The organism is Paenibacillus curdlanolyticus YK9 (genome assembly GCF_000179615.1).
Lineage (GTDB): Bacteria > Bacillota > Bacilli > Paenibacillales > Paenibacillaceae > Paenibacillus_T > Paenibacillus_T curdlanolyticus.
Genome location: NZ_AEDD01000004.1, coordinates 321,145 through 347,020 on the forward strand (window position 1 = coordinate 321,145; position 25,876 = coordinate 347,020).

Sequence of the window (25,876 nt, forward strand, 5' to 3'; positions counted from 1 at the left end):
TTGGAGGCTACGATCATACTGTGCAAAAACAATAGGGATTGCGAGGTGATATCAAGTCAATAGTAGGCTGGAAGCCTAGAAGCGTTGAATCAAACATCTTGTTTTGATTCCTTTTACTCTGCTTCGAGGTGAAAACGTTTGCACTGTTTCGTTATTAAAAAAGGAGGAAATTCTACATGCTACGAAAGTGGTTAATCGGCACCATGTGCTTCATTCTAGGCGTTACCCTTTTCACCGAACTCTTAATCGCTAATCCAACGACGGCTAACGCCGCAGGAAACACCGCAACCATCTACTACTATACGCCTTACAAAAACTGGACGACCACCTACATTCATAATAATGGAAGCGGTTCTTGGACGACTGTCCCTGGCGTATTGATGGATGCAGGCTGTACCAACTGGACGACCAAAACGATCGACTTCGGTACGGCAGCAAGCTTCCAAGCTGTCTTCACGAACGGCTCTGGCGCTTGGGACAACTACAACAACCAATCCGGTCAAAACTATACGTTCACCGCGGGCATCCACCAGGTGAAAAACGGCCAAATTATCGCGAACGCAGGCAGCCCTTGCGGACCGCCAGACACGACTGCGCCTAGCGTACCGACTGGCCTGCAAGCGACGGCCGTAACGGCATCCTCCGTCTCGATCTCGTGGACGGCTTCGACCGATAACACGGGCGGAAGCGGCGTCGCTAGCTACAGCATCTACCGCAACGGCACGCTGGTGAAAGCTGATCAGGCTGCTGCGACGACTTCTTACACGGACACTGGCTTAGCTGCTTCGACAGCTTACAGCTACACGGTATTGGCTAAAGACGTTGCCGGCAATGCCTCTGCCCAATCGGCTGCTGTTTCAGCAACGACATCGGCAGGCAACACGGCAAGCGTTTATTACTACAAAAAAACCAAAGGCTGGAGCACGGTTAACATCCACTACATGCCTACGGGCGGCACGTGGACGACTGTTCCTGGCGTAGCCATGAATGAAGTAGCGTGCACGGACTGGACGTTGAAAACCGTTAACCTCGGTTCTGCAACGGGCATGAAAGCCGCTTTCAACAACGGTTCTACTTGGGATAACAACGGCGGTTCCGACTATACGTTGGGATCAGGCATCGTGACGGTAAAGGACGGCGTTGTTGTTAATGGCGCAGTGAGCCCTTGTACGCCGGTTGCACCGGATACGACAGCTCCATCCGTACCTACTAACCCAGTGGCGACGGCTAACGGGCTGCAAATCACGGTTACGTGGACAGCATCTACGGATAACGTAGGCGGTGCAGGCCTTGCTGGTTATGAAGTGACGCGTACGGGCGGCACGCAAGGCACGCAAGTATTCACGACGACGACGAACAGCTTGACGAACTCGGGCTTGGATGCGACAACGGCTTATACGTACACGATCAAAGCCTTTGACCTAGCAACGCCATCCAACAAGTCTGCAAGCAGCGTCTCTGTATCGGCAACGACAGGCAATGCGCCTCCTCCAGCACCGGGCGGTACGCCAATCGGCACGGATACGCGCGAAGACTCGATCTATTTTGTCATGACGGCTCGTTTCTATGACGGCGATTCCTCGAACAACCGCGGCGGACAATTCAACGTCTCCAGCGGCAACGCTGCTAACAACGATCCCATGTTCCGCGGCGATTTCAAAGGGCTCATGGATAAGCTGGACTACATTAAAGCGCTCGGCTTCTCCGCGATTTGGATTACGCCAGTCGTGCTGAACCGTTCGGATTATGACTTCCATGGCTACCATGGCTATGACTTCTACAAAATCGATCCAAGGCTGGAATCCACGGGCGCTTCTTACCAGGATCTCATCAACGCAGCCCATAACAAAGGCATTAAAATTATTCAGGACGTTGTCTACAACCACTCCAGCCGTTGGGGAGCAAAAGGCCTCTTCACGCCAACTGTATTCGGTATTCGCGACGCACAGTGGAGCTGGATGTATGACGAGAAGGTACCTGGCCTGGAGTACGACGGCTTGACGCCAACGTCCGTATCGGGCAAAGCATATAACGGCGACCTGTGGTCGACTGCCGAGCCTGCCGGAAACACGTGTCAAAACTGGGGAACACCAACCAACTTCTACAGCAAAGAAGGCTATCGCATCTATAACTGCCAATGGCCTAGCGCGACTTCCGGCATGTTCCCTGCCCAGTACTATCACCAGTGCTGGATCGGAAACTGGGAAGGCGAAGATGCGCGCAGCTGCTGGCTGCACGAAGATCTGGCTGACTTCAACACCGAGAGCAAGCCGGTGCAAGATTACCTCATCGGCGCTTACAACAAACTGATCGATATGGGCGTGGACGGCTTCCGTCTCGATACCGCAGTGCACATCCCTCGTGTCACGTGGAATCGTCGCTTCCTCCCAGCTGCCCAACAGCATGCAATCGAGAAATTCGGCGATAAAGGCAAAAACTTCTACATGGTAGGCGAAGTTGGCGCGTTCGTAAATGATAAGTGGAACCGCGGATCGGTTAACCACTCCGCGCAGTTCTTCACTTGGAAAGAAAGAAAAGAATATACGCAGAATGACGTGCAAGCAGCACTCGACCAATACAACTACGAGAACACAATGGGAACGCAAAATCAGCCAACTTCCACGAACGCGTTCTTGAACGGCAACACGTATCATGCACCAGACCATAGCCAGTTCTCTGGCATGAACATCATCGATATGCGCATGCATATGAACTTCGGCGACGCGGGCAATGCCTTCTACAACGGCAAAGATTCCGACGACTCGACGAATGATGCAACGTATAACATGGTTTATGTAGACAGCCATGACTTCGGACCGAACAAATCGACAACTGCTTATGCAGGCGGTACGGACGCTTGGGCTGAAAACATGAGCCTCATGTGGACATTCCGCGGTATCCCGACGCTGTACATGGGATCCGAGATCGAGTTCCAAGCTGGCAAACAAATCGACTGCGGCCCTACTTGCCCGCTCGCTACAACTCGCCGCGCTTACTTCGGCGACAAGCTGGAAGGTACAGTCGTAGCTAGCGACTTCGGCAAAACAGCTTCTGCAACGGGTACGGTTGCTCAAACGCTGAACTACCCGCTCGTTAAACACGTACAGCGTTTGAACCAAATTCGTCGTAAAATCCCTGCGCTGCAAAAAGGCCAATACTCTACTGAAGGCGTGAGCGGATACCTCTCTTACAAACGCCGCTACACGGATGCAGCAACTGGCGTAGACAGCTTCGCACTGGTTACGATCAGCGGTTCCTCGACGTTCTCCGGCATTCCTAACGGCACGTACAAAGATGCCATTACGGGTGACGTGAAAGTCGTATCGAACGGCACGCTGACCGCTTCCGTTTCCGGCAAAGCAAACATGCGCGTATACGTCCTCGACCTGCCGGGCAACGCTGCTCCAGGCAAAATCGGCGAAGACGGTCCTTACCTGAAGCCGTAAGCTGTATTTATGAAGGTTATCAAAAAGGCGTGCCCATGGGATTCCGATCCCATGGGCACGTTTTTTAGTTTAAGTGTCGAATTTCGTCCTATCAAACCTTGCGCATTCGTTGTATACTTCTCCATAACTGTATGCAACTTCATTGCAGTCATCTCCGTATGTGTTAGTAAATGCCTAACAATATATTGTAACAAGGAGCAACATAACTTTATGCAGACGAATCAAGTACTGGATAACAAGGCTGTAATGAATGCCCTGGAGCAATCGCTGGCGATGATCGAGTTTGATATACAAGGCAACGTGCTGTGGGCGAATGACAATTTTGCAAAAGCGATGGGCTATCAGGCGGTGGAGCTCATTGGCCTCCATCACCGCCAGTTCTGCACGGCTGATTTTGCCGCCAGCCCGGAGTATGCTGCGCTATGGAGCAATTTAAAAGACGGCAAAAAGTTTCAAGAGAAAATTGTTCGCGTTGCGAAAAACGGCAAAATGCTATGGTTGGAAGCCACCTATATGCCAATCCACGATGCCGACGGGCAAGTAATCGCCGTGCTCAAAGTAGCGACCGATATTACGGCGCGCGAAATCGCTACCACGCAAGTCACCTCCGAGCTGCAGGAGATGGCGGAAGATTTGCTTCAGCTCACGGAGGAAGGCATTAAGCGAAATCAGCTTGTATCCGTGGCGATTGAACGCGTCATTACCGGAAACGAAAGCAGCTTAAGCGATCTTGACGATCTGGAGCAGCAGACCGGCGACATCAAACGCGTGGTGGATACGATTCGAGACTTTGCTTCGCAAACGCATCTGCTCGCTCTGAATGCAGCCATCGAGGCGGCGCATGCCGGGGAGCATGGGCGCGGCTTTAACGTCGTGGCGACTGAGGTCCGCAAGCTTGCCCAGAACGTGCAGGAATCGGCCCAGCAAATCCAATCGACCGTTCAGGGGATTTCCAAGCATGTCGAACGCGTCAGCGAAGGAACGAAAGCTTCCCAGCAAGCGATTGTGAACAGCCAGCAGCAGATCGAGCAAGCTGTAGGCGAATTTGCCGGCATTAGCGAAGCCGCCGGCAAGCTGGATGCGCAAGCGAAGGTTTTGAGCCAGATGATCTAGAAAAACTAGCGAATATGGAATCCACGATTGAGTTGAAAACCGAGGCGGGCACAGGAATTCTCCTGAATCCGCCTCGGTTTTTTACTGCGCTTTTACTGCGTAATCAGCAAAACAGCTGATTGTTCAGAAGCCGCTACTATTCGCCATTTCATGTGAATATGCATAGCAGGAGTAGCGAATCGAGTAATGCAAGAGGAGGTATCAGCCGCGAGATGCCCGCAACGATTACAGGTGTCGTGTTTAACGATTTGAATCATAATGGCGTGTTCAATCCGGGAGAGCCAGGGATACCCGGCGTGTTTATCGATTTGTTCAGCGCTTCTGGCGGGACCTGCGTTACAGCCCAAACGGATGCAACCGGCACCTATAGCTTTTCCATTACCGTTGCCGGCACGTATGTGATCTATGAAACAGTAGCAAACCCGGGCGCTGCCTGCCCTCCGACCACCTTCACGCAGCCTGCCGGATTCACCATGTCTAACGGGCCAAGGAAAATATCGATCACCGTTACAGCTACGCAAATTACGAATAATGCGATCCTGGCCAATAACAACTTCAGCCATGACACCAATACAAACCCATTAAGCTGCAACACGAGCATGATTCAATTTTCGGGCCGGCCTTCGATCTGGTACAACATCAACATCGTAACCGGTGCTGCGGCCGTGCAAGGCACGGTCAGCCCTCCCGTCGATATCAATGCGATCGGCTACAATCCCTTAGATCACTACATTTATGGGTATGACCAGCTTAACAACCGCATCGTTCGCGTCGATAATAGCGGCAATGTCATTACGCTATCTCCTCTTCCTACGGGTTTGCCCTCCGACGGTTATAATGTAGGAACCTTTGATTTGAACGGGTTTCTATACCTTTTCGTCAATAACGAATCCCGATTCTATGTGGTGGACTTGCGGCCAAACTCATCCACCTTCATGAAGCTGGTCAACCCCGGCAACGGATTTCAGGAGCAAACCAGCAACTTCGGAGTTGCTCTAAGCAGAGCGTTGAACATTAGCGACTGGGTGCTCAGCCCCCAAGATAATAATCTATACGGCATAACGCCTACCGGTCTCGTTCAGCGCATTACGCCTACGACTGGCAATATTGCGAATATCGCAACCAGCCCGCTCCATACCGGCCCCTTTGGCGCCGCGGCGATTGACTCGACCGGCACCGTATATGCCATCTCCAATAATGACGGGAATATTTATCGGTTTACGATCGTGGGAACTAATGCAACAGCTTTACAATTTTCTTCGACGGTGACCTCTTCCTTCAATGACGCGACGATGTGTACGCTGGCGACCGTTAACCTGGACTTTGGCGATGCGCCGGATACGGCTGCCGGGAACGGGCCGAACAACTATTCTACCTTATTATCGAGCAACGGCCCTCGTCATGCTCTGGTGAACGCCCTGTTTCTTGGGACCCAAGTAACGGATGAAATCGATGCTCTCCAGAATGCTGATGCAACCGGCGATGATATTCCAGAAGGCATCCAAGATGATGGCGTTGCCCTGCCTCTGCCCGCGCTGCCCATCAGCGCAAGCCAATATTTGCTGCAAGTCACGGTTACCAATCAGACCGGACAGCCCGCCAATTTGTATGGCTGGGTTGATTTTAATGCCAATGGAGTATTCGAAGGCAATGAAGCGTCTCCCGTTCAGGTCGTACCTTCATTCGCAGGGACCCAAACCTTTACGCTCCCTTTCACCGTACCTTCAGGCGTGACGCTGGTTCCTGGCGAAACCTTTGTCAGACTGCGTCTAACAACCGACACACTCGTCAATCAGAATGCTTCCACAGATGTCGTTGATACAAGAAGCTTAGGGTCTGCCTCAGACGGGGAGGTGGAGGATTACGCGCTGCAAATTGTATCCCCTGCGATCATCGGCCTCATCAAAACAGCGACTCCTTCCGAGGCTGCGCCTGGCGACATCGTGAACTATACGATCTCGGTTAAAAATCCGAACAGCTTCGCGTTAACGAACGTGCGAATCGAGGATTCGCTGCTCGGATTGATCGATATATTGTCCAGTTTGCCGGGCGGGGCCGTCGTTGATCTGAACGCCCAGTTCATCGTTCCGCCGGGCACGCCCTCCGGCAGCGTAATTAGCAATACGGTCACCGCCATATCCGACCAAACGCCACCGATGGCTGCTGATAGCCAAGTGACCGTTCTTCCCATTTTCAGCATGACTGTGACCAAGACGCCCGACCGGATCACTGTTCCGCCCGGCGAGATTGTGACTTACTCGATCACTGTAACAAATACGTCCAATGCGCCGATTTCCAACGTCTCTGTCAAAGATCCGCTAGTTGATTTCGCACAGGTCATTCCTTCCTTAAATGCTGGCGAATCCCGCACTTTCAGGGTACCCTTCACAGTTCCGCTCGGTACAGCGGCTGGCACCGTCTTCACGAATGTAACGACTGCGACCTCCAACGAGACAGAGCCAGTTGCCGACACGGCGACCATCGATGTTCCGCCGATTCCGGATGTCTTTATTTTCAAATCCGTTTCGCCGCTTATTGCTGCACCAGGAGAGACCGTCACCTACACCATAACAATATCCAATGCAGGAAACCAAACGCTCACCAATGTTCGAATCGTTGATCCGATGCTCAACATCGACCACACGTATGATAAAGTGGCCCCTGGTGACTCGGCCATTATCAGCATCCCATTCGTAATCCCTCTGACCGCCAAGCAAGGCGACATTTTCTTCAACGTAGCAACCGTAACTACCGATGAAACCGGCCCATCAAAAGCGGATGCCGTCGTAACCGTCATCGGTCAGCCGAGCCTGTCGCTTATTAAATTAGTTACGCCCGAGCGAGCCGCCGTCGGGAGCACCGTTCTCTATTCATTCGTCGTGACGAACACAGGGAATACGATTTTGACGGACGTCACGATCCACGATCCGATGCTGGGCCGCGATGAAAAGCTTGGCACGCTCGGCGTTGGCGAAACGCGAACGGTCCAGTTTCCTTTCGTTGTTCCCAATAGCGCCGTCAACCCGATTACAAACACAGCAACCGCCAACGGGACGTTCAATTCAGAGATCATCGAGACGACCGACGACGCCGCTTTAACCGTGCTGTTCCCTGCTTTTACCGTAACCAAGACAGTTGATCAAGCCCAAGCTAGCCCTGGCGATACGGTCCATTTCACCTGCACCATCGTTAATACAGGAAGCATCGATTTGACAAATATAGTGATTTCCGATCCGTTGCTTTCTTTCCTGGACACCATCGTCTCGCTCCAACCCGGCGCATCCATAACCGAAACGATTCCTTTCGTCATCCCTGCCGCCGCCGCGGGCGGCTCAACCTTCACCAATGTTGTTACCGTAACGCCGACGGAGACCGCCCCGCAGCAGGACACAGCCATTGTCACCGTAAATCATGCGCCCGCCATCTCGTTAACCAAATCGCCAGATCGGGCAAACGCGCTTCCTGCCGACGTAATCACCTATACGATCACCGTAACCAATACCGGGAACGTGGCGCTCACGAACGTAACCGTTAGAGACGATCTGCTTGGTTTCAATACCGTTATTCCTACGCTTGGTGTCGGCCAATCGCAAAGCTTTACGCCTATGTATGTTGTTCCGCTAGGTACGCCCGTCGGTACGGTCATTGTGAACAGAAGCATAGCCTTCGCAGATCAAACAGATACAATCAACGCGGACGCCAACGTCCTGATTGATGCCTTGCTTCCTGCATTGACCGTATTAAAAACGTCCGACCGTACGATTGCAGCGCCTGGAGACACGATTACTTATACGATTACAATCACCAATATAGGAGCCGTCGCATTGACCAACGTACTCCTTACAGATGTTACGCTCGGCATCGCCCAACCGATCGGAACGTTAACCCCCGGCCAGAGCCAAGTCCTTTCGTTCTTCTTTACGATTCCGGCAGATGCGCCGAACGGCTCCCTAATCGTCAATACGGCGATTGCCACATCCGATCAGACCAATCCCGAAGAAGGAACCTCCACCGTGACGGTCGACCCTAGTCCAGGTATTCAGGTGAACAAATCGATTAATCCAGCCGAAGCCGCGCCTGGGCAGACAGTTGAAGTAACGATCGTGGTGCAAAACACGGGGAACGTCAATTTAACGAACGTTATCATTGATGATCCGACGTTAAACTTCGTTTCGGCTATCCCGTCCCTGAACGCCGGGGCGACCAGCATTATTACGCTCCCTTTCATAACGCCTGATGTCGCGGCTGGCACCATCTTGACGAATACAGCGGCAGCAACTACGAATGAAACGGGCAGGACGCCTTCAGACGCTACCATCACCGTCCTCCCGTCGCTGGAGCTAACGCTTGTCAAACGGGTGGAGCCGTCCGTTGCAGCGCCAGGAGAGTCCGTTACCTTCTCATTCGAACTCCGTAACCGGTCGAACATTCCGTTAACCAATTTGCGATTCATCGATGATTCGCTCGGCATCGACAAGAGCGTAGATACGATACCGGCAGGCTTCTTCATTCTGTTATCGCGTCGGTTTACCATACCCGAGGGCACGCCTGCCGGCACCGTATTCAACAATACGGCGGTTCTCAGCTCTGCCGAAACGCCTCCGATATCCGCCTCCGCGCAAGTTACCGTATCCTCCGTGCCGGGGCTTACGATTAGCAAAACGGTTTTCCCGCCTGTCGCTTTCCCGGGAGAAGCCGTTTTCTTCCGCATGGAGGGCACCAATACCGGCAATGTGCCGTTAGCGAATATCCGATTCGCTGATCCGCTCCTCGGCATTGCTGGCATAGTTGTGAATACGCAAGTTGTCGGCGCTTCTCTGGCATTGATTATTCCGTTTGTCGTCCCTGAAACCGCTCAGCCGGGAGAGACTATCGTCAATACAGTATTCGTGGATTCCGCCCAGACCGGCCCCCTTAACGCATCAGCAGCTGTCAGAATAGCTGCGCTGCCGCTTAAGATTACGAAAAGCGCTGACAGTGAGACCGTCTTCATCGGAGATATCGCCAAATTCACCATAACAGTAGTCAACGACAGCAACATAACAGCTAATGACGTCGTGTTAACCGACATTTTGCAGGAAGGCACGCAGTTCGTGCCAAAAAGCGTGAAGGTTAACGGCCGCACCCTATCTGATGCGACTCCTGCAGCCGGCATTCCGCTTGGCGACATTTCTCCCGGCCAATCCGTTGTTATCGTGTTCCGGGCACTGCAAGTAGTCGCGCCAATTGACGACAAGCTGCGCAATCAAGCTTCGGCTAGCTTTCAACCTGCTAATTCGGTACAACGATTTACGGTTCGCTCCAATGTCCTCGTCCTTACGATAGAGGATCACGAAGAGTGAAGCATGAAACGAATGCACAAAAGGAGCCGCTCCAATGAGCTGGCTCCTTTTGCTAGTCAAAAAACGTATACGATCGTGTCCAGCACTTCGTCTCTCCCGGCGCGAGATCGACCTGAACGAACGCCTCGGGCGAGACGACATGACTGTTCCCCCACAATGCGTAATACGCAACCGGATCGCTGCCGCTCTCGCGCAAGCCCGCTCCGGTTTGCTCATCCTTCAGCTCCCAGTAAAATGGAACCTGCTCTGCTGCCGGGCTATACTGGGCGTAGAAAATATCCGTTACCGGCTCCCACCTCATGCTGTCGCCATCCATCTGAAGCGGCTTTACCAGCTCATCAATGGGCTCAAAGCCATCGCGGTTCGCGAAAGCAAGCGGCAGCCGAAGCACATAATCGGGCCCGATGGGCTTGCTGTTAATCGCAATAAAATTGTGGACGTACTCCGTCGTAGTGATTGGCTTCACGCCGTTATTCGTCAGCCGATAAGCGATCGCCACCTCTCGGCCCGTTACAGTTACCGTCTTCTCATACGTATAGGCGTAGCCATTCACTGTCGGTGACACCGAGCGATACCGGATGTAATCGCCGCCCTGCTCGGTTTCTACCGGGCTAAGCGCAATCGGATAGGCTTCCGCGAAATCGTACTCGGCTTCACTAAGCCGCGTCAGCGCGCCGACGCCGATTTTTAGAAACGACTCTCCCGGAGCTGCCTCCTCGTACCCGTTCGGACCCCCGATGCCAAACTCATTGCATAACCCGCCGCCGTCTGCTTCCTCTCCCGGCACCAAGCTCACCCGTGTACAAAAAGTATGTCCGCTTCCCGTCAGTTTGACTTGTTTCACAAATCCTGTCCAATCGAATCTTGCGCCTGCATATTGCCCAGGTTGTCCGCATTGCTCGATTTCTACTTGAAGCTGATCGCTGGCGAGGATGATACTGGGTTTCATGGGTATAACCACCTGTTCCATTATTTAGTGCCGCTATTAATAGCGATATTCCGTGTCCCGTCGAGTATGACACGCCACGCCTATCTTTCAAAGCCCCTTCAGAAAATGAAATCGATCTCATCAAACTTACTAAGTTTATGGCGTTATGGCGTATTGTACCATGCAAAAGCCCGCCCGAACATCATTTCGGGCGGGCTTTTATTCGGATGGCGCTGAACGCTCGTAAACTAGCGCTAGCGCTACCCCGACGTCTCGATTTTGGTGGACTGCTCCTCGCTCCCTTTCCCTCGAATCGCATGCACGGCAAGCAGCAGCAGCAGAAAACCGAGCACATACGTCATATCGTAAAGCGACCAATACGTCGCCAATTGATTAAAAAATATGGTGTTAGGAGACACCGTAATCGCACCTATCAGCAAAAGCATGCCCATCGGAAGCATCAGAATGCGGGTTTCCTTCAACCCTGCTAGTTGTGCAAGCCCTAAGGTCATCCCGTAGAAGTATATCGTCAGCTTAAAATAAATCGAGAAGAACCAGAGAATCGCCATGACGGCCTCCACGCGATCCAGAAATTCTCCGATGTTGATCTCCTGAGCCAGCGCATAGCTGGGGTACAGATGCCTCGCCGTATCGCCAGCGCCAAGCACGAGAATAGACAACGACAGCACCACCGCGACTGCGATTCCGCCTAATAAACCGCCAAGCAGCATGCTCCTTCCAATACGCTCAACCTGGCTAACATACGGAATGACCATGAGCAAAACAGCAAGCTCCACATAAGGATACGCGATCGCAGCCAGCGTTCCGCGAAGCAGCGGGCGAAAACCATCCTCGAGAAAAGGCTGCACATTGACCAAATCTGCTTTTGGAGCCAGCGCAACAACAAAAAACAGAAACAGAAAAACAAAAAACGGGAATAGCAGCTCTCCCGTTCGCGCAATGACTTCAAGCCCGAGCTTCGTCCCCATCACAATAATGCATAGAAACAACAGAAGAATGGACTGGATTGGCGTCTCCGGCATCATATGCGATGTCACGAAATCGCCGATTTCCCGGAGAAAGACCGAAGCGTTGAGAAATAGGTGAACGGCAAACAATAGCGATGCAACCAAACCAAGCCATTTGCCTAAAATTTTGCGACTCGACATGAAGACGGTCATTCCGGGATAAAGCTTGCCAACGACCGCTATCAAATAGACGATCGGAATGCCAATAGCCAAGCCGATTACGCCCGATAGCCATGCATCCTGCTTCCCTTGGATCGCCGTAGTGGCAGGCAGTGCTAATATCGAATCGCCAATCGTTAGGAATATGGCGAGTATCGTTAATTGGCGCGCCCCGATTTTGCCTTTCTCCAACATTTATTTTCGCCTCCTCTGCTTAAGATCCGAATAACGCAACCCCGAGCGGCTTATATACGGTAATAATCCAGCCTGCCGGGCTTGGAAGGCTTACTTCCAAGCACAGCGCAATGTACAGCCCCGCTCCGACTGCGAGCAGAACCGCAAACCACCATCGCTCTCTCGCCCTATTCGCCATCCTCAGCGTCGGAAGCTCTACGATCACGATAACCGCTATACCGAACATGACCCCTGCGATAGACCACCACATCGACCGTCACTCCTTCTTGTCCATTTCTTCCAGGAAAGAGTTACTCTGCGTGCCCAGGTACCGAATTTCGCATTCAACGTTCACGCGATAAGCAAGCGTCTGGAATTGCGTGTCCCAATCGTCTTGCACCGTCTTCCAATACTTCGGCTGCTCGCGATGCATCACTTCGCCGAAGCCGAATATATCGACTTTGTATTTTTTCTGAACCGTCGCAATGGTCTCCTCGATGAATTGCTGCACTTTGCGATTCCCGTTCTGCTCAAGCTGCTTAAGGGAAGACTCCTCGCTCAAATCGATGGAGCATCTTACTTCGCCGATGTTGGCCCTCATGCGTACGGACACGTCAATCGTAGGCTTGCCGTGTACAACCTTGCCTTTTACTTTCGTCGCGGAGTGCATGACCTCTAGTGCTACATTGCCGCCGCCCGGACAATATACGACGCCAACCGTGCTCTTCACATTATCTTGGATGTAGTTGTACGCCTTGCTCTCCTCTTCATTCAACCAGCCGATCAGCTTATCTTTCTTGAACACTGCCAATCCGTTGTAGACCAATTGCGTGGAGGAGGCGATTTCGTTGACGTTTCTCTTATTTTCTCCGGTTGTCTGCGAGCCCTTGATTCGCAATCCGGTCACAGCCGGCTGTTTGCCTGGGCTTACGATGTCATCAATTAACTCATCCAATGTAACAGCCGACGTTGGCGCCCAAGAACGTTCAGATGTTTCCAGCGATGAATACATTTGATTGGCTGGGATCGATTCCAGATGGGTTAATATTTTGAGCGTATTGCTAGCGGTCGTATCCTTGGCGATTACGACATAGAAATCTCCCCGATGCTCGTGATTGCGGGATACGAAATCAAGCACGTTAGCAATGCCGTCTTCGGCTACTTTGTCACTGATGACCAGCATCCGAAGATGCGAATTATAGATTTTACGGGGAGATACCTTCGTCATTCTGCGCAGCGCCTCGAATATCGTTTCCCCTGTCGCTTGATACGTCGTCACTGGCGTACGGTCGGTGCTGCCCTTCTGGGATGCCACCTCGCCGGGGTCAACGACTTGGACCGTCAACCGGTATCCATCTCCCGCTTTATCGATTCCATATGCAACTGCGATGGCAAGATCGTTCATTTCCCGGCGATTCCAGCATCCCGAAACGAACAGCATCGCGACAATCAAACCTCCCATAAGCAGCTTCCGCTTCATCCCCGTCCACGCTCTCCCTTAGATGGATTGCGGCCGCGAATCATATTCGTCTGGTTGATCAGCCGAGGACGGGACCGCATCGCCCATTGGGGCAGTCTGAAGAGCGTATCCTTCTGGTCGGCTAGATTAAACGGGCCAAATGGGCTCATATACGGGATGCCAAATGTCCGCAGGCTGCATAGATGAAGCATTAACGCTATAAGGCCAACAATAATGCCGAACAAACCGAATGAAGCGGCAAGCCCCATCAGCGGAAAACGAAGCATGCGGATCGAGATGGACATGTTCATGGAAGGCACGACAAAGCTGGATATGGCCGTTATGGAAACCACGATGACCATCGCCGCTGATACGATGCCTGCTTCCACGGCCGCTTGTCCAATAACGAGCGTCCCTACGATTGAAACTGCTTGCCCGATAGCCTTCGGCATGCGAATGCCAGCTTCGCGAAGAATTTCAAAAATGGCCTCCATCATTAGCGCCTCGATGAATGCTGGGAATGGGATCCCTTCGCGCTGAGCTGCCAAGCTGATCAGAAGCTGCGTCGGAATCATTTCATGATGATAAGTGGTAATCGCTATATAGAGCGCCGGTACTAATAATGCAATGAAGATGCCGACGAAGCGAAGAAGGCGCAGCAGGCTGCTAATATCGGCCCGTTGGTAATAATCCTCTGCCGAGTGAAGGAAGGAAATGAACAGTGCCGGTACGACCAGGACATGCGGCGTCCCATCGACGAGTATGGCGACCTTGCCTTCCAGCAGCTCCGCTGCAATAACGTCAGGACGCTCCGTATTATACATTGTCGGAAACGGCGAATAGGTCCCGTCCTGAATAAGCTCCTCGATATATCCGCTCTCCAGAATAGCGTCGATGTCGATGCGGTCGAGCCGCTCGCGCACCTCTTCCACAACTTTGTCATTGACGATGCCCTTGATGTACATAATCGACACGTCCGTTTGCGTAACGCGGCCGATTTTTCTTGTCTCCAGCCAGAGATTTTTGTTCTTGATCTTCCGGCGGATGAGCGTCGTGTTCGTCCGGAGCGACTCCGAGAACCCTTCCTTCGGCCCTCGAATAACCGTCTCGCCAGTTGCTTCAGGCACGCCTCGGTCCTTAAAGCTGCTCATTTCGATGGTGTAAGCAATCGCGCTTCCTTCTAACAACAGGATAATGTGGCCGGACATCAGCTGGTCAAATACCGATTCGAAGTCACCGAGCTGTTGACTGCCTGCTATTAATCCGTTGTCGGCCGAGCTCTTCTCCGTCGTGTCCTTGCTCTGCCTGTCGATCATGATCATGTCCATTATAAAATCTTGTACGAATCGGCTATCGACAAGCCCCTCCGTATAGATCACAACAGCATCAATGCCTGCTCTATCCTCGTCCATGGCGAACGGCTTAAAGACAATATCCGAGCTGTTGCCTAGCTGCTCCCGTACGAATTGCACGTTGTCTTCAAGGCTCGCGTGTATTTGCTGTGCGTCAGACATGCTGCTCCCTACTTTAGCTAAAAAATGGATTGCTTAGCACCAGTATGAACTTCGCGTTAGGCTTTTAAACGGCTAGCTAAGAGGTGGTGCTTCATCCATATCGCCTACCCGTTGGGAGTCTTAGAAATGGATTCATAGCGGCCAGCGCTTTGGAATATATATCTCAAATCCGAGGATTGTTACACTGGAAGGATTGAGGAGCATATGAATGCCAGTCCATTCATCTCGAAATGTCCGGAAGTTGCACAACCGATTCAATCGAACTGGATTCCGTTGGTTTCGCTTGAAGAGATGGAGCAAAGAGAATATGACGTGCTTATTGTAGGTTCAGGTGCGGGGGGAGGGGCCGCTCTATGGCGCTTGTGCCAGCGGTGGGGTCCCAATAAACGGATTGGGTTAATTGAAGCCGGCGATACGTTATTGAACACGCATGCCCGCAATATTAGCACGCTGTCTGATGAATCCCGCTTTTCCAGCTATTTGCGAGCCATCAAGCGGCCGGTTGAAGGCAGCGCTCCAGACTTTTCAGGCGCAACGCAGGTGACTGCACTGGGCGGGCGAACGCTGTTCTGGACCGCCATCGCCCCCCGGCCATATGCTGGCGCTCTGGCAAACTGGCCTGTATCGGCGAACGAGCTGAATTATTACTATGGCGTTGCTGAGCGGTTTATGAACGTCCGAGACTATTTCTCTTTCAAATATCCGATGTGGGAAGCGTTATTGAATCGTCTTCAAATCAATGGCTTTCCGCAGGCGAAATATGCCCCGAGGGCACTTGATTTTGAGCCGTTAAATTACAACGGTACGATCAATTCCAACGTTTATTTCAGCTCGATTCAATTTTTAGGCGAAGGCTTGAACGCGCATCCCTATGATTTGGCCGTACAGGCGCGGGCAACCCGAATTCTCACCTGCGGCGGCAGAGCATGCGGCGTTGAAGTGATGAGGCCGGACAAGCGCGTATTTCGACTGAAGGCTAACCATATTATTCTCGCAGCCGGCACTTTGCAAACCCCGAGGCTGCTTCTGCATTCAGCCATTCCGGGCCCCAGCATCGGCCATTATTTGTGGAACCATTCTTATACGAAGGTCGCCGTGCAGATGACGCCCGACGGGTTCGCGCGAGGAATCAGTTTCGCAGCCTTCCCTTACGCACTGATTATTCCCCAGACAGAAGGCCACCCTTATCAGATCCAGATTTATCCTTTAGGCTCGCCTGACGAGAAAAAACTGGATCTGAATGCTTTTGGGACGGTCGAGCCTCGTTACGTTAACCGTGTAACGCTTGATCCCTATAAGCGCGATGAATATGGCGTTCCGGTCATCAAGGTGGACTTCGCCTATAGTGACAGAGATTGGGCTGTAGTGACGCAAATGTCGCAAACGCTGCTGCGTGCAGCCGCTGCCTGGGGAAGTGTTATTCAACCTCCCGGCGTATGCATGCTGCCTCCCGGCGCAGACAGCCATGAATCAGGCACATGCCGGATGGGCACGGACCCTTACACCTCAGCAACTAATCCATTCGGGCAAATTCATAACGTGCCCGGATTATTTGTCGCTGACAATAGCGTGCTTCCAAGTACAGGCGGGGCTAATCCAACGCTTTCGACGATTGCGCTGGCTATTCGGACTGCCGATTATATTGTGGGATGGAATCATTGAGAGATGGGAAAACAGCATTCTTCGTCGCATCTGATGGTGTCTCCAACATCCTTTATACCGCTTCTAATCGATTGTAGCGATTTTCCATCCATTCGTTTTATCTTCAAGGAACGTATAGGTCATACTGTTATCTTCAATTGTGCCGTTATCGCTGGATTTATAATTAATCGTGATGTTGATGCGTTCCCCCTCATGCTGCGTGGTGGCAATCTCGTTGAACTGATATTGTTTACTGCCTTCCAACCAGAACAGATTGCTTTTTTCTCTCCCCGCGATGAAGCCCTTCACAAAATTCTGCTGATTCTTATCAATAATAGATTGGAGATTTTCCTTGAGTGTTTTCAAAATATCATCCGTTATATAATCATTCTTTGCCTTGTCAAAGTCAACGCTTATGCCGGGAGTAAAGTCGGTTTGATTGCTTGCTGCGTCTGTACTTACCGTTTTTTCTTTCTCATCCGTAGAAGCCTTTTCTTTTGTTCCGCCACAGCCATTCAACACAAGCATCATGAGAAACAAAACTATGAAATAACGTTTCATCATTATCCTCCTTTATTCTTATCCTCGTCCCTCCATTATAGACGAAACAACTTTTCAAAAGTTTCTCGAAAATGAAGAAAATGTATAAAGGGGAAGAGCGCTTTAAAAGCGCCCTTCCCTTTGCTTAAAACCTCCTACAACCAGGAAGTCGGTGCTACCTCAATGTAGCTATAGATGTTACGCGGTCCGCCCGTTGTTACGACCGTGCCTGTAGACGTCTTCGCACGCAATTGCGCGGCCGTGCTGCCATCCAGCATAACAGCATCCGTGCAGCCAAGGGCAACCATGACATTACGAACATCCCAAGGCTTTGCGCTTTTAATAATGGCAAGAACGATCTTGCCGCTCTTGAAACCGACGGCAGCGCGGTCAGCGTTAGCAGCGGGGGAAACGCCGTTCACGCTCTGACCATGCTCGACGTTGACCAGCTTCGTCGTTAGAGCCGATTCTGTGTTGACAGACGAATCATTCAAATAAAGGCTCAAACCGCCCACTGCCCAATCAATCCAATCCAACGGAATGTTGGCATCCTTAATGTTGTTAATGACATAGCGCGACTGAACTTGAGCTTGTGTTCCCAGCGGACGAAAAGCGACGATCGTGCCACGCGTATAGCCGGCAGCATGCTCTACGGAATTATAGCGAACAGGAGAACCTGCCGAAGTTGTTGCAATACCGACCACGTTGCCGCTGGCGTCATCAAAAAACGTGCCATTAATACCGAATTTGGTCGAAGTGGTCAGGTTTGCCCCCCCCAGATCATGCACGCCAACCGTGCTTGGATCGGCCTCGATGTAATACACCGTTTTACCTGATACTGTTGTGTTCGAAGTAAGTTTAGCGTTACCCATGTTTCATTCTCCTCTGTCGTCCCTTTGGACTTTGTGTAATCAGGAGCGGACAGTTCCCTCAGCTTGTCCCCCAGCTTTTCGAAGGAATTTTTTCCTGTTACTACAAAAGTGAATGGACGGCGAACGAAAACAACCTAAAAGAAAGAAGGGCATAAAAGACGAATGGCTCCGCCCCTTGTTAACAAGGACGAAGCCATTCGCTATAAACAATTTCCTCATTCCTTTACTCCATAGAACCCCGCTTGCGGCAACGCCCCTCAAGTATCGTACGAATTGTTCGCCTAGCGAATCTTCAAGGTGATAATATTCCAGCATCGCCGCCCGCATAATGATAAGTGCTGCTTCATACCGTCATCTCATAACACCCAATCGCTATTAACAGGACGCAGCCGATCAGCTCGGAATACTTCCCCAGCCAAGAACGCGCGAAGCGAATGCCCATCCGGCTCCCGATGTCGATCATTACGAAAGAGAAAACGCCTACCGAAAGCGCGGTAAGATACGGAGAAACACCGCTCGCGCCAGCGCCCAGACTGCTTGCCATGCAGTTAATGGACAATGCGGACCCAAGCGAGATGGACTCGAGCCATGAGACCCTTTGAACTTTGTCTTTGCCGTTATTGCCGTTCTTTTTGACAGCAGCGGCGCCGCGCTTGCGCTGGTAGCTAATGATCCCCCAGATACCAAGAATAACGATCATCATTCCGCCTATCATATTACCCCAGGAGGTTGGCAGCAGCCCGGAAATATACTCACCTAGCACCATGGATAAAAACGTCGCAATCATCGATAAAATTGCAATGATCAGGTTGGATAACAACGGAACGTAAATCCTGCGCGATCCAAGCGTTACCCCGATTCCTAAATTGTCTAAATTAGCAGCAATTCCGATCATCGCAATCGTAGCCAATGCATTCGTGTTGACCTTCCAATTGTTCGGTCAGATATATTATGCGGGCAACCGCCTAGATGATCAGTGAAATTTTTACGAAGCTTCAAATGCTTCTGATTCTTGCGACTGTCTGTAGCATCATTAGCTGGGTTGTGAGGTACCAACAACCTTGTAATTTGGGACATACGCCTAGAAAAATATGGTCCCGATGAATATTAAATCATCGAGACCCTTTTTCATAATGCGTCTCTTCCCGAACCCTTCTTTACGATCGCCCCCTTCGTGGACAATCGGGTTTAAGAGTACGACAGGCGATAGGGTCTCCTTTATCGTTCGGGCCAGATTATCCTTGCCCGAATAGGCGGTATCTGCAATGATTTCGTTTACGGTTATGCCATTTGCTGTGGTTTGTTCGAACAATGTCGGTAATTGCTTGCCGTCGTCGGTACTTCCCGGCGTTACCTCCATCTCGGTAATATTTTCCTATTCCGTCATGGCGATATGTTCTTTGTAGCCAAAGAACGATTTGCTACTACTCTTCCAGCCAAAGCGTGCATCCGGGTCGATAGCGGAGAGAATCCCCTTGTGTGAGAGTAATCGCTCATCCCTGATCATTTGTTTGGCCATGCCCAGTTTCTCGCTCACCGCCCTTCATGGTCCGGAAGCAGTTCCTCCACTGCTCTCCCTGCTGGGTCAAGTAGCTCAGCAGGGTTTTCTCTGCTTCTACATCTTCACTTTTAACAGAGGGCACAGCTTAAGTAGTTTCTTCTCCAACTTGGGGTGGCGTTTGACTACAGTATCTGGCAGCGGATCCTCCGGCTTGATTCCGAGAAACCACTTGTAAGTCAGATTCACCTTAGCTTCCTAAATCATTCGCTAATCCGAGAGGTTGTACAGGAGCTGCAGAAACAGCAAGCGAAACAGCAGTTCCGCTAGTTTGCGGCTCTCCTCATTAGCTTCATTTTATTTCATACGAGGGTGTTTCTCGACTCCATTTTTATCGCAACACTCCAAGCATTAAAAACCGCATTATGTGAAGCCGCACAGGCACCCAGTGAGACAAAAACATATCTGGAATCTAAATTCTGGTCGATCGCCAAACGCCGAGGAAAAAGAAGATAACCAGGAACTCGGTACAGATTACCTCCAGAACCGAAATCGAAAAAGGATGGAACGACAATTAGTTGCAAGACTCCGTTCTTTTAGCTACGAGGTTCAGAAGAAAGACGCGGTCTAAGCCGCTGAAAACAATTACTGAACAATCCCGGCATCCCTATGCCTGTTTTCGCAAAAAAGTTCTTACCAGCTAGTTGACTTGTTCGAAAGAGCAAGTAAATAAGACTTAACATAGCAACTTAATGCTGTTTATAGCCTCTTCAAAGGTTACTCTGCCTTTCCACAAGAGGTTATCTTCTGCTCTAGAAACATCCAAAACATTTACAGGAACATCTATTTTTCTTGCGTCTAAATAATTAATATTATATTTACATCCTAGAATTTCAGAAATGCTGTCCACAACTTCTAACAGTGTCATTCCTTCACCACTACCAATATTAAAAATTTTATATTTCCCAGTATAATTTATAGTTGAAATTATTCCATTAATAGCATCGTCTATATATATATAATCTCTGATTATTTTTCCATCACCCCAGATATTTAAAGTCTCGTTTTTCATGAGTTTATCTATAAATATGGGTATAACACCTTGGTTCTTATTTATATACTGTCCGGTTCCATAAGGATTGGACAATCTAAGTATGGTATAATCTAAACCATACTGCATAAAATAATAATAAAGATAGTTTTCTATCGTTAACTTCTGAATTCCATAAGAACAGATAGGATTTGTTGGATGTTCCTCTGGTATAGGAAGTTGTACTGGGATTCCATAAACAGTGCCACCAGAAGATATAAATACTATTTTTTTTATCTTCATTTTTACACAAGCCTTCAATAACTTTAATGTTGATATTACATTTGAAGAAATATCAAAGACGCAATCGATTTCAGATGTACTTGGAATTGTGGTACTAATTAGATGAAATACAATATCTATCCCATCTAATAAGTTACTAAAATCATCAATTTGTAAAAAATCTTGTTGAACAAATTCAAATTTATTGTCATAAAAGATGTTATCAAACTCTATTTTCTTTCGTCCTAATATTCTTACATTGTGATTTTCTTCGGCTAATCTTTTGCATAGATGTTTTCCTATAAAACCTGTACCACCCAAAACTAAACAATTCATAATCGATCAACATCCTAACTCTCTTCGTTGGATCACTCTTTCGGCATTATATACCGAACTTAACAAATAAAGCATTTTCAAGACTACCATCAGGTCCTTCATAAGCATTGAGCTTATATAGTTGCTTGTTTATGCTAGCGGTAATATTTCTCTATTTCATTTCAATACTCCAAGCAAGTTATTTGTGAGCGGCAGAAAAAGCCCAGAGCAAAAAAGAGGCTGTCTCTTAGGTCACTTTATGACCTTTTGGGACAGCCCCTTGGTTAAACTCTTAAGTTTACTGATAGAGGTGGCTTATCCTATGAAGAAATCTTTTCAAATACGCCATATTCTAAAGCATTTTTACTGACATCATAGTACCACTTTAGCTTTTATACTTTTTCAAAACATAATAGTAATAAAATAAAGTTGGAGTCAATAAAGCTAATTTTACTCTTACAAATAGCTTAAAATCCTTTTTGTTTAAATTATTTAGCTTAAAGGGCCTAAGTGATGACCTTATATTTTGCATCTTCAACAAATTTTTAATTTGTTTTTTGTTATCCTTACTAACTATCTGAGTCAAAGCATATATTACTTCTGAGGGAATTTTTTTTTGCTTTATTTCTTTTATTAAACTATCTTCTTCGTTATATATTTGCATATAGTTACATAAATCTTCAAATGCATCTAAGACCGTTATTCTTTTTAGTGAATTACTATGGCTTATAGACCCATGCCTTTGTACGTAATGTGCAAGTACTTGGTTTATATTAAATATTTTGCTGCAACGGTATAGAGCTTTGTATGTAAAAGCTTGATCCTCACCATTATAAGCAGTCTCTAGATATTTAATATTATTTTCAATTACAAACTCTCTTCTGTACATTACGCTCGAAGTCCATATTAAAACCTTTTCATCTAATATATCTTTCATTATTTTTTTTCCACTCAATATTTCTTGTATATACCTGAAATTATCCTCGTATGACCACATAGCCTCATGCTGCTCATTAACCATATCAAAACCGTAAAATATCATATCTACATTATTTTCGGTTGTAACCGCTTCTATTTTTTCAAATAATACATTTTCAACGAAATCATCAGAGTCTAAGAATAGTAGGTATTTACCATTAGAATTCGTTATTCCTAAGTTTCTTGCACTACTTACCCCACCGTTAGTTTTTTTAAAAATTTTATACTCTAAACTGGTGGAATTAAGAAATTCTTTTATAACTTCACATGATTTATCTGTTGAACCGTCATCAACTATTATTACTTCAAAATTAACATAAGTTTGGTTCACCAATGATTTCAAACATGATACAATATATTTTTCAGTATTGAATACTGGAATAATAACACTTATCAACTTTCCTTCAATCATCGCTCGTCTCCTGATCTACTTTAGAGTATTTAAATATCACGCCTGTTGATTAACTACTAAATGGTAGAAAAGGAGCCGTCAACTCTGCGATATCCTTATCCTCATGTTGCTAGCTTAAACATTATATATATCTGTTTTATATGTATCTAGGTTGTTCTTTATCCATTCAACCGTATCTTTAATCCCTTGCTCAAAAGAGTACTGTGGTTTCCAATTCGTCAAACGCATAATCTTCTCGTTTGATCCCAACAATCGATTGACTTCACTCTTATCTGGTCTCAGCCGTTCCTCTTTACAAATAATCCTTGCATTTGGATTGATTTGTTTAATAATAACTTCAGCTAAATCACCAACTGATATTTCTTTTTGTGTTGCAATATTAATCTCTTGGCCTATTGTATGTTCTGATTCTGCAATCTTCAAAAAACCATTCACAGTATCTTTTACATAAACGAAATCTCTTGTTGGACTAATAGATCCTAATTCAATTTCCTCTTTTCCACTTAATAACTGTGAAATAATATTAGGTATTACAGCTCTTGCAGATTGCCTTGGACCATATGTATTAAATGGTCTTACAATAGCAATTGGCATATCAAAACTTCTATAATAACTTTCAGCAAGTCTATCGGCACCTATCTTCGTCGCCGAATATGGGGACTGTCCTTGAAATGGATGGTTTTCATCCATAGGAACATATTTTGCCGTTCCATAAACTTCTGATGTAGAGGTAATAAGTATCTTACTTAAATGCAGCCTTCTAGCAGCTTGCAAAACATTTAAAGTCCCTTTAATATTTGTATCTACATACATATCTGGTGAACTGTAACTAAAAGGAATAGCAATCAACGCAGCAAGATGAAAAACCTGTTCTACTCCTTTTAACGCATCATACACCCCATTGGCATCTCTAATATCACCAGTAACGACTTCTATTTGATTTAACACGTCCTTTTGAAGGCTATCTAGCCAGCCCCATGTATTAAAGGAGTTATAAAATGAAAATGCCCTTACCTCATAACCTTGATTTACTAATAACTCAACCAAATGACTGCCAATGAAACCATCTGCTCCGGTAACTAAAACTTTCATGTTATCACCTAAATGATGCACAAAGCATCAATATATTCCTTTCCTAACTACTTACTTTCAAATCTTCGTCTTCATATCTTCAATCATTTTAGTTAAACCACTAACAAGTGTATACTCCGGCATCCAATTAAGTTCTGTTTTAATTTTCTGGCAATCAGCCACAACATTAACTACTTCATTTTCACGTGAACAGTTTTTACTTCGTACCTCTTTACTGCTGCCAACTATACCTTGGACAATATCAATTATCTCCTTTACAGAGTATGACTTTCCATTGCCAGCATTATAAATGGCGAACTTTATATCACTATTCATTGCACTTACAATTGCCTTTACCAAATCATCAATATAAATGTAATCTCTCTTAGGAGCCAAATCCATTACTTCAATAAATTCATGGCTTAGAGCCTGATTAATAATGTGAGGAACTAGAAACTTTTCGTTTTGTCCTACACCATACACATTAAATGGTCTTATTATACTAACCTTCACACCAAAATTATTGTAATAAAATTCGCACAACTGTTCAGCCAACAGTTTTGAATGTCCGTAAGGATTATTGGCCACTATCTGACTTTCTTCACTAATAGGAAGTTCTTCCGGTATTCCATATACATATGCACTTACAAAAACAAGACCTATTTGTTTTCTACGACATAATTCCAGTACATTTAATGTGCCTATTAAATTTGTTTTATAAAATGTAGATGGATCCTTCCAACTATCTGGAACAAACACTTTTGCAGCCAAATGAATGCAGCATGATAAATTAGACAAATCTAATTTATCGAAACACTCGTCATCAGTGATGTCTCCTAAACTTTCAGTATCTACAGTCTCTATCCCATTTTCTCCAAGATATTCAACTAAGTTTTTACCTATGAACCCATTTGCTCCTGTTACTAACACACTCATAATAAATTCATCCTCAAATCAATTAGCTAATGACACTAATTATTTGTTCAGCATATTTTTCTCTAAGTATTTTGGCAAAATCAAATACCTTAAGACTAGTTTTTTCCTTTATACTATCGTTCCAATTCATAATATCTTGATAAATGTTATCATATGTTGTTCCAAAAAAATCACGATTATTTGTAAGCAATGATATATCATTTATAATCCATAAAAATATATAATATTCAATTACATACATTCTAATAGGTTCAAAATCTATATGATCCGACAGATTCTCCAAATTGTCATAAGACTTATCATCAATATCACGATAATGCTTTAATTCATTCATCTTGTCATATTGTTTAATGCTAAAAAACTCTGAAGGGTCTGCAACCATTCGCCTTGCACTACATTCAAAGGCATTTTCTCGACTATAATAAACTCTTACCCCTTGCTGATATAGTCTGAACATCATCCTCCATGTAGGTCCGTCAAGCTCATCAGTTTTATTTTCATCTTTATATTCTTTAATGTACCCGCCACAACTTAAGTACTTACTTTTTCTAATAGAATAACATCCGCCGCTTAAAGGACGTCCAAATCTCTGAAATAGCCCCTCAGTAAATAAGCATTTATCATCAAACTGGTAATACTCAATTGTACTTTTATCGAAAAAGATTGTGCCAACTTCATCGTAATATTTTTGAGCCAACTTAGGAACTCTCTTCCAAAAATCTAATGGGAAAGTGCCAGCAAAAGAAATCACATCATAATTATCATCTGCAAAGGATGTAAGTATTGTATTAACCCAAATATCTGGAACAATCAAATCCGCATCACAAAAAGCAATATATTGTGTAAATTTATTCATGTCTTCATTATCTAAAATGAAATTGATTCCTGCTAATCGCGCTTCAACAAACCCATTACCAGGATCTTGTGTCAGGTATATCTGAACACTCTTTTCTCTTTCAATATACTTCTTAACTATCGCTTCCGTATTATCCGTTGTCTTTGCAGACACAACTACAATAATTCGATACGTATCCACAGCCATTCTATTTCCATCTCTGTCATTTTGCTGAATCAACCTATCTAAAACAGAGGTCATATTTTTCTCTTCATTATGTGCCGGTACTATAATAGATAACAT

At 47.3% G+C, this 25,876-nt stretch carries 17 protein-coding genes and 1 pseudogene; 4 read left to right on the forward strand and 14 right to left on the reverse strand.

All coding sequences use genetic code 11. From position 1 onward, the window contains the following. Positions 1 to 176: 176 nt before the first annotated feature. The 3 genes from PAECUDRAFT_RS09240 (at position 177) to PAECUDRAFT_RS09250 (ending at position 9,901) form a co-directional block, all read left to right on the forward strand. Positions 177 to 3,446: a carbohydrate binding domain-containing protein gene (locus tag PAECUDRAFT_RS09240; protein ID WP_006037865.1), complete on the forward strand. Its 3,270-nt coding sequence runs from the start codon at positions 177 to 179 to the stop codon at positions 3,444 to 3,446. A gap of 210 nt (positions 3,447 to 3,656) precedes the next feature. Continuing rightward, a complete protein-coding gene (locus tag PAECUDRAFT_RS09245) occupies positions 3,657 to 4,559 on the forward strand; it encodes a methyl-accepting chemotaxis protein (protein ID WP_006037867.1) in 903 nt (300 codons plus the stop codon). 212 nt (positions 4,560 to 4,771) lie between these two features. After that, the gene (locus tag PAECUDRAFT_RS09250) at positions 4,772 to 9,901 is read left to right on the forward strand and encodes a DUF7507 domain-containing protein (RefSeq protein ID WP_006037868.1); all 5,130 of its coding nucleotides are present in this window, start codon (positions 4,772 to 4,774) and stop codon (positions 9,899 to 9,901) included. A gap of 52 nt (positions 9,902 to 9,953) precedes the next feature. Here the strand turns inward: PAECUDRAFT_RS09250 and PAECUDRAFT_RS09255 are convergent, their stop codons facing one another. The 5 genes from PAECUDRAFT_RS09255 to PAECUDRAFT_RS09275 all read right to left on the reverse strand — a co-directional run bounded on the left by PAECUDRAFT_RS09255 (position 9,954) and on the right by PAECUDRAFT_RS09275 (position 15,163). After that, on the reverse strand, positions 9,954 to 10,850 hold the full coding sequence (locus tag PAECUDRAFT_RS09255) for a hypothetical protein (protein WP_006037869.1): 897 nt from the start codon (positions 10,848 to 10,850) through the stop codon (positions 9,954 to 9,956). 239 nt (positions 10,851 to 11,089) lie between these two features. Beyond that, positions 11,090 to 12,211 carry a GerAB/ArcD/ProY family transporter gene (locus tag PAECUDRAFT_RS09260; protein WP_006037870.1) on the reverse strand — a complete coding sequence of 374 codons (1,122 nt, stop codon included), beginning with the start codon at positions 12,209 to 12,211 and terminating at the stop codon, positions 11,090 to 11,092. A gap of 19 nt (positions 12,212 to 12,230) precedes the next feature. Further along, positions 12,231 to 12,461, reverse strand: coding sequence for a hypothetical protein (locus PAECUDRAFT_RS09265; RefSeq protein ID WP_006037871.1), 231 nt, complete (start codon positions 12,459 to 12,461; stop codon positions 12,231 to 12,233). A gap of 6 nt (positions 12,462 to 12,467) precedes the next feature. Then, positions 12,468 to 13,670, reverse strand: coding sequence for a Ger(x)C family spore germination protein (locus PAECUDRAFT_RS09270; protein ID WP_006037872.1), 1,203 nt, complete (start codon positions 13,668 to 13,670; stop codon positions 12,468 to 12,470). Then, positions 13,667 to 15,163, reverse strand: a complete 1,497-nt coding sequence (locus tag PAECUDRAFT_RS09275; RefSeq protein WP_006037873.1) for a spore germination protein — start codon at positions 15,161 to 15,163, stop codon at positions 13,667 to 13,669. The genes PAECUDRAFT_RS09270 and PAECUDRAFT_RS09275 overlap by 4 nt, the downstream gene beginning before the upstream one ends. Before the next feature lie 204 nt (positions 15,164 to 15,367). On the opposite strand from PAECUDRAFT_RS09275, the gene PAECUDRAFT_RS09280 reads away from it, so the two are divergent. Next, positions 15,368 to 16,825 (forward strand): GMC oxidoreductase, encoded by a 1,458-nt coding sequence (locus tag PAECUDRAFT_RS09280; RefSeq protein ID WP_006037874.1) that lies wholly within the window; start codon positions 15,368 to 15,370, stop codon positions 16,823 to 16,825. A gap of 63 nt (positions 16,826 to 16,888) precedes the next feature. On the opposite strand, the gene PAECUDRAFT_RS09285 is transcribed toward PAECUDRAFT_RS09280, so the two are convergent. The 9 genes and pseudogenes from PAECUDRAFT_RS09285 to PAECUDRAFT_RS09325 form a co-directional block, all read right to left on the reverse strand. After that, positions 16,889 to 17,368: a hypothetical protein gene (locus tag PAECUDRAFT_RS09285; RefSeq protein WP_199558740.1), complete on the reverse strand. Its 480-nt coding sequence runs from the start codon at positions 17,366 to 17,368 to the stop codon at positions 16,889 to 16,891. Between the two features lie 131 nt (positions 17,369 to 17,499). Beyond that, on the reverse strand, positions 17,500 to 18,216 hold the full coding sequence (locus tag PAECUDRAFT_RS09290) for a phosphodiester glycosidase family protein (RefSeq protein ID WP_006037876.1): 717 nt from the start codon (positions 18,214 to 18,216) through the stop codon (positions 17,500 to 17,502). A 343-nt stretch (positions 18,217 to 18,559) separates the two neighbouring features. Further along, positions 18,560 to 19,126: a manganese efflux pump MntP gene (locus PAECUDRAFT_RS09295; protein WP_040711977.1), complete on the reverse strand. Its 567-nt coding sequence runs from the start codon at positions 19,124 to 19,126 to the stop codon at positions 18,560 to 18,562. A 237-nt stretch (positions 19,127 to 19,363) separates the two neighbouring features. After that, positions 19,364 to 20,038, reverse strand: a pseudogene (locus tag PAECUDRAFT_RS26345) (transposase); the annotation flags it as partial. 412 nt (positions 20,039 to 20,450) lie between these two features. Continuing rightward, positions 20,451 to 21,362 (reverse strand): NAD-dependent epimerase/dehydratase family protein, encoded by a 912-nt coding sequence (locus PAECUDRAFT_RS09305; RefSeq protein WP_006037880.1) that lies wholly within the window; start codon positions 21,360 to 21,362, stop codon positions 20,451 to 20,453. A 364-nt stretch (positions 21,363 to 21,726) separates the two neighbouring features. Beyond that, a complete protein-coding gene (locus PAECUDRAFT_RS09310) occupies positions 21,727 to 22,731 on the reverse strand; it encodes a glycosyltransferase family 2 protein (protein WP_006037881.1) in 1,005 nt (334 codons plus the stop codon). A 114-nt stretch (positions 22,732 to 22,845) separates the two neighbouring features. Then, entirely contained in the window at positions 22,846 to 23,823 is a 978-nt protein-coding gene (locus PAECUDRAFT_RS09315) for an NAD-dependent 4,6-dehydratase LegB (RefSeq protein ID WP_040711978.1), read from the reverse strand. 57 nt (positions 23,824 to 23,880) lie between these two features. Further along, complete coding sequence (locus tag PAECUDRAFT_RS09320) at positions 23,881 to 24,738, reverse strand: NAD-dependent epimerase/dehydratase family protein (RefSeq protein ID WP_006037883.1); 858 nt, start codon at positions 24,736 to 24,738, stop codon at positions 23,881 to 23,883. A 22-nt stretch (positions 24,739 to 24,760) separates the two neighbouring features. Beyond that, positions 24,761 to 25,876 carry a glycosyltransferase family 2 protein gene (locus tag PAECUDRAFT_RS09325; RefSeq protein WP_006037884.1) on the reverse strand — a complete coding sequence of 372 codons (1,116 nt, stop codon included), beginning with the start codon at positions 25,874 to 25,876 and terminating at the stop codon, positions 24,761 to 24,763.

Excerpts from the sequence above, each read along its gene's own strand:
- PAECUDRAFT_RS09240 (WP_006037865.1), top strand. The coding sequence starts at position 177 with ATGCTACGAAAGTGGTTAATCGGCACCATGTGCTTCATTCTAGGCGTT.
- PAECUDRAFT_RS09245 (WP_006037867.1), top strand. The coding sequence starts at position 3,657 with ATGCAGACGAATCAAGTACTGGATAACAAGGCTGTAATGAATGCCCTG.
- PAECUDRAFT_RS09250 (WP_006037868.1), top strand. The coding sequence starts at position 4,772 with ATGCCCGCAACGATTACAGGTGTCGTGTTTAACGATTTGAATCATAAT.
- PAECUDRAFT_RS09255 (WP_006037869.1), bottom strand. The coding sequence starts at position 10,850 with ATGAAACCCAGTATCATCCTCGCCAGCGATCAGCTTCAAGTAGAAATC.
- PAECUDRAFT_RS09260 (WP_006037870.1), bottom strand. The coding sequence starts at position 12,211 with ATGTTGGAGAAAGGCAAAATCGGGGCGCGCCAATTAACGATACTCGCC.
- PAECUDRAFT_RS09265 (WP_006037871.1), bottom strand. The coding sequence starts at position 12,461 with ATGTGGTGGTCTATCGCAGGGGTCATGTTCGGTATAGCGGTTATCGTG.
- PAECUDRAFT_RS09270 (WP_006037872.1), bottom strand. The coding sequence starts at position 13,670 with ATGAAGCGGAAGCTGCTTATGGGAGGTTTGATTGTCGCGATGCTGTTC.
- PAECUDRAFT_RS09275 (WP_006037873.1), bottom strand. The coding sequence starts at position 15,163 with ATGTCTGACGCACAGCAAATACACGCGAGCCTTGAAGACAACGTGCAA.
- PAECUDRAFT_RS09280 (WP_006037874.1), top strand. The coding sequence starts at position 15,368 with ATGAATGCCAGTCCATTCATCTCGAAATGTCCGGAAGTTGCACAACCG.
- PAECUDRAFT_RS09285 (WP_199558740.1), bottom strand. The coding sequence starts at position 17,368 with ATGATGAAACGTTATTTCATAGTTTTGTTTCTCATGATGCTTGTGTTG.
- PAECUDRAFT_RS09290 (WP_006037876.1), bottom strand. The coding sequence starts at position 18,216 with ATGGGTAACGCTAAACTTACTTCGAACACAACAGTATCAGGTAAAACG.
- PAECUDRAFT_RS09305 (WP_006037880.1), bottom strand. The coding sequence starts at position 21,362 with ATGAATTGTTTAGTTTTGGGTGGTACAGGTTTTATAGGAAAACATCTA.
- PAECUDRAFT_RS09310 (WP_006037881.1), bottom strand. The coding sequence starts at position 22,731 with ATGATTGAAGGAAAGTTGATAAGTGTTATTATTCCAGTATTCAATACT.
- PAECUDRAFT_RS09315 (WP_040711978.1), bottom strand. The coding sequence starts at position 23,823 with ATGAAAGTTTTAGTTACCGGAGCAGATGGTTTCATTGGCAGTCATTTG.
- PAECUDRAFT_RS09320 (WP_006037883.1), bottom strand. The coding sequence starts at position 24,738 with ATGAGTGTGTTAGTAACAGGAGCAAATGGGTTCATAGGTAAAAACTTA.
- PAECUDRAFT_RS09325 (WP_006037884.1), bottom strand. The coding sequence starts at position 25,876 with ATGTTATCTATTATAGTACCGGCACATAATGAAGAGAAAAATATGACC.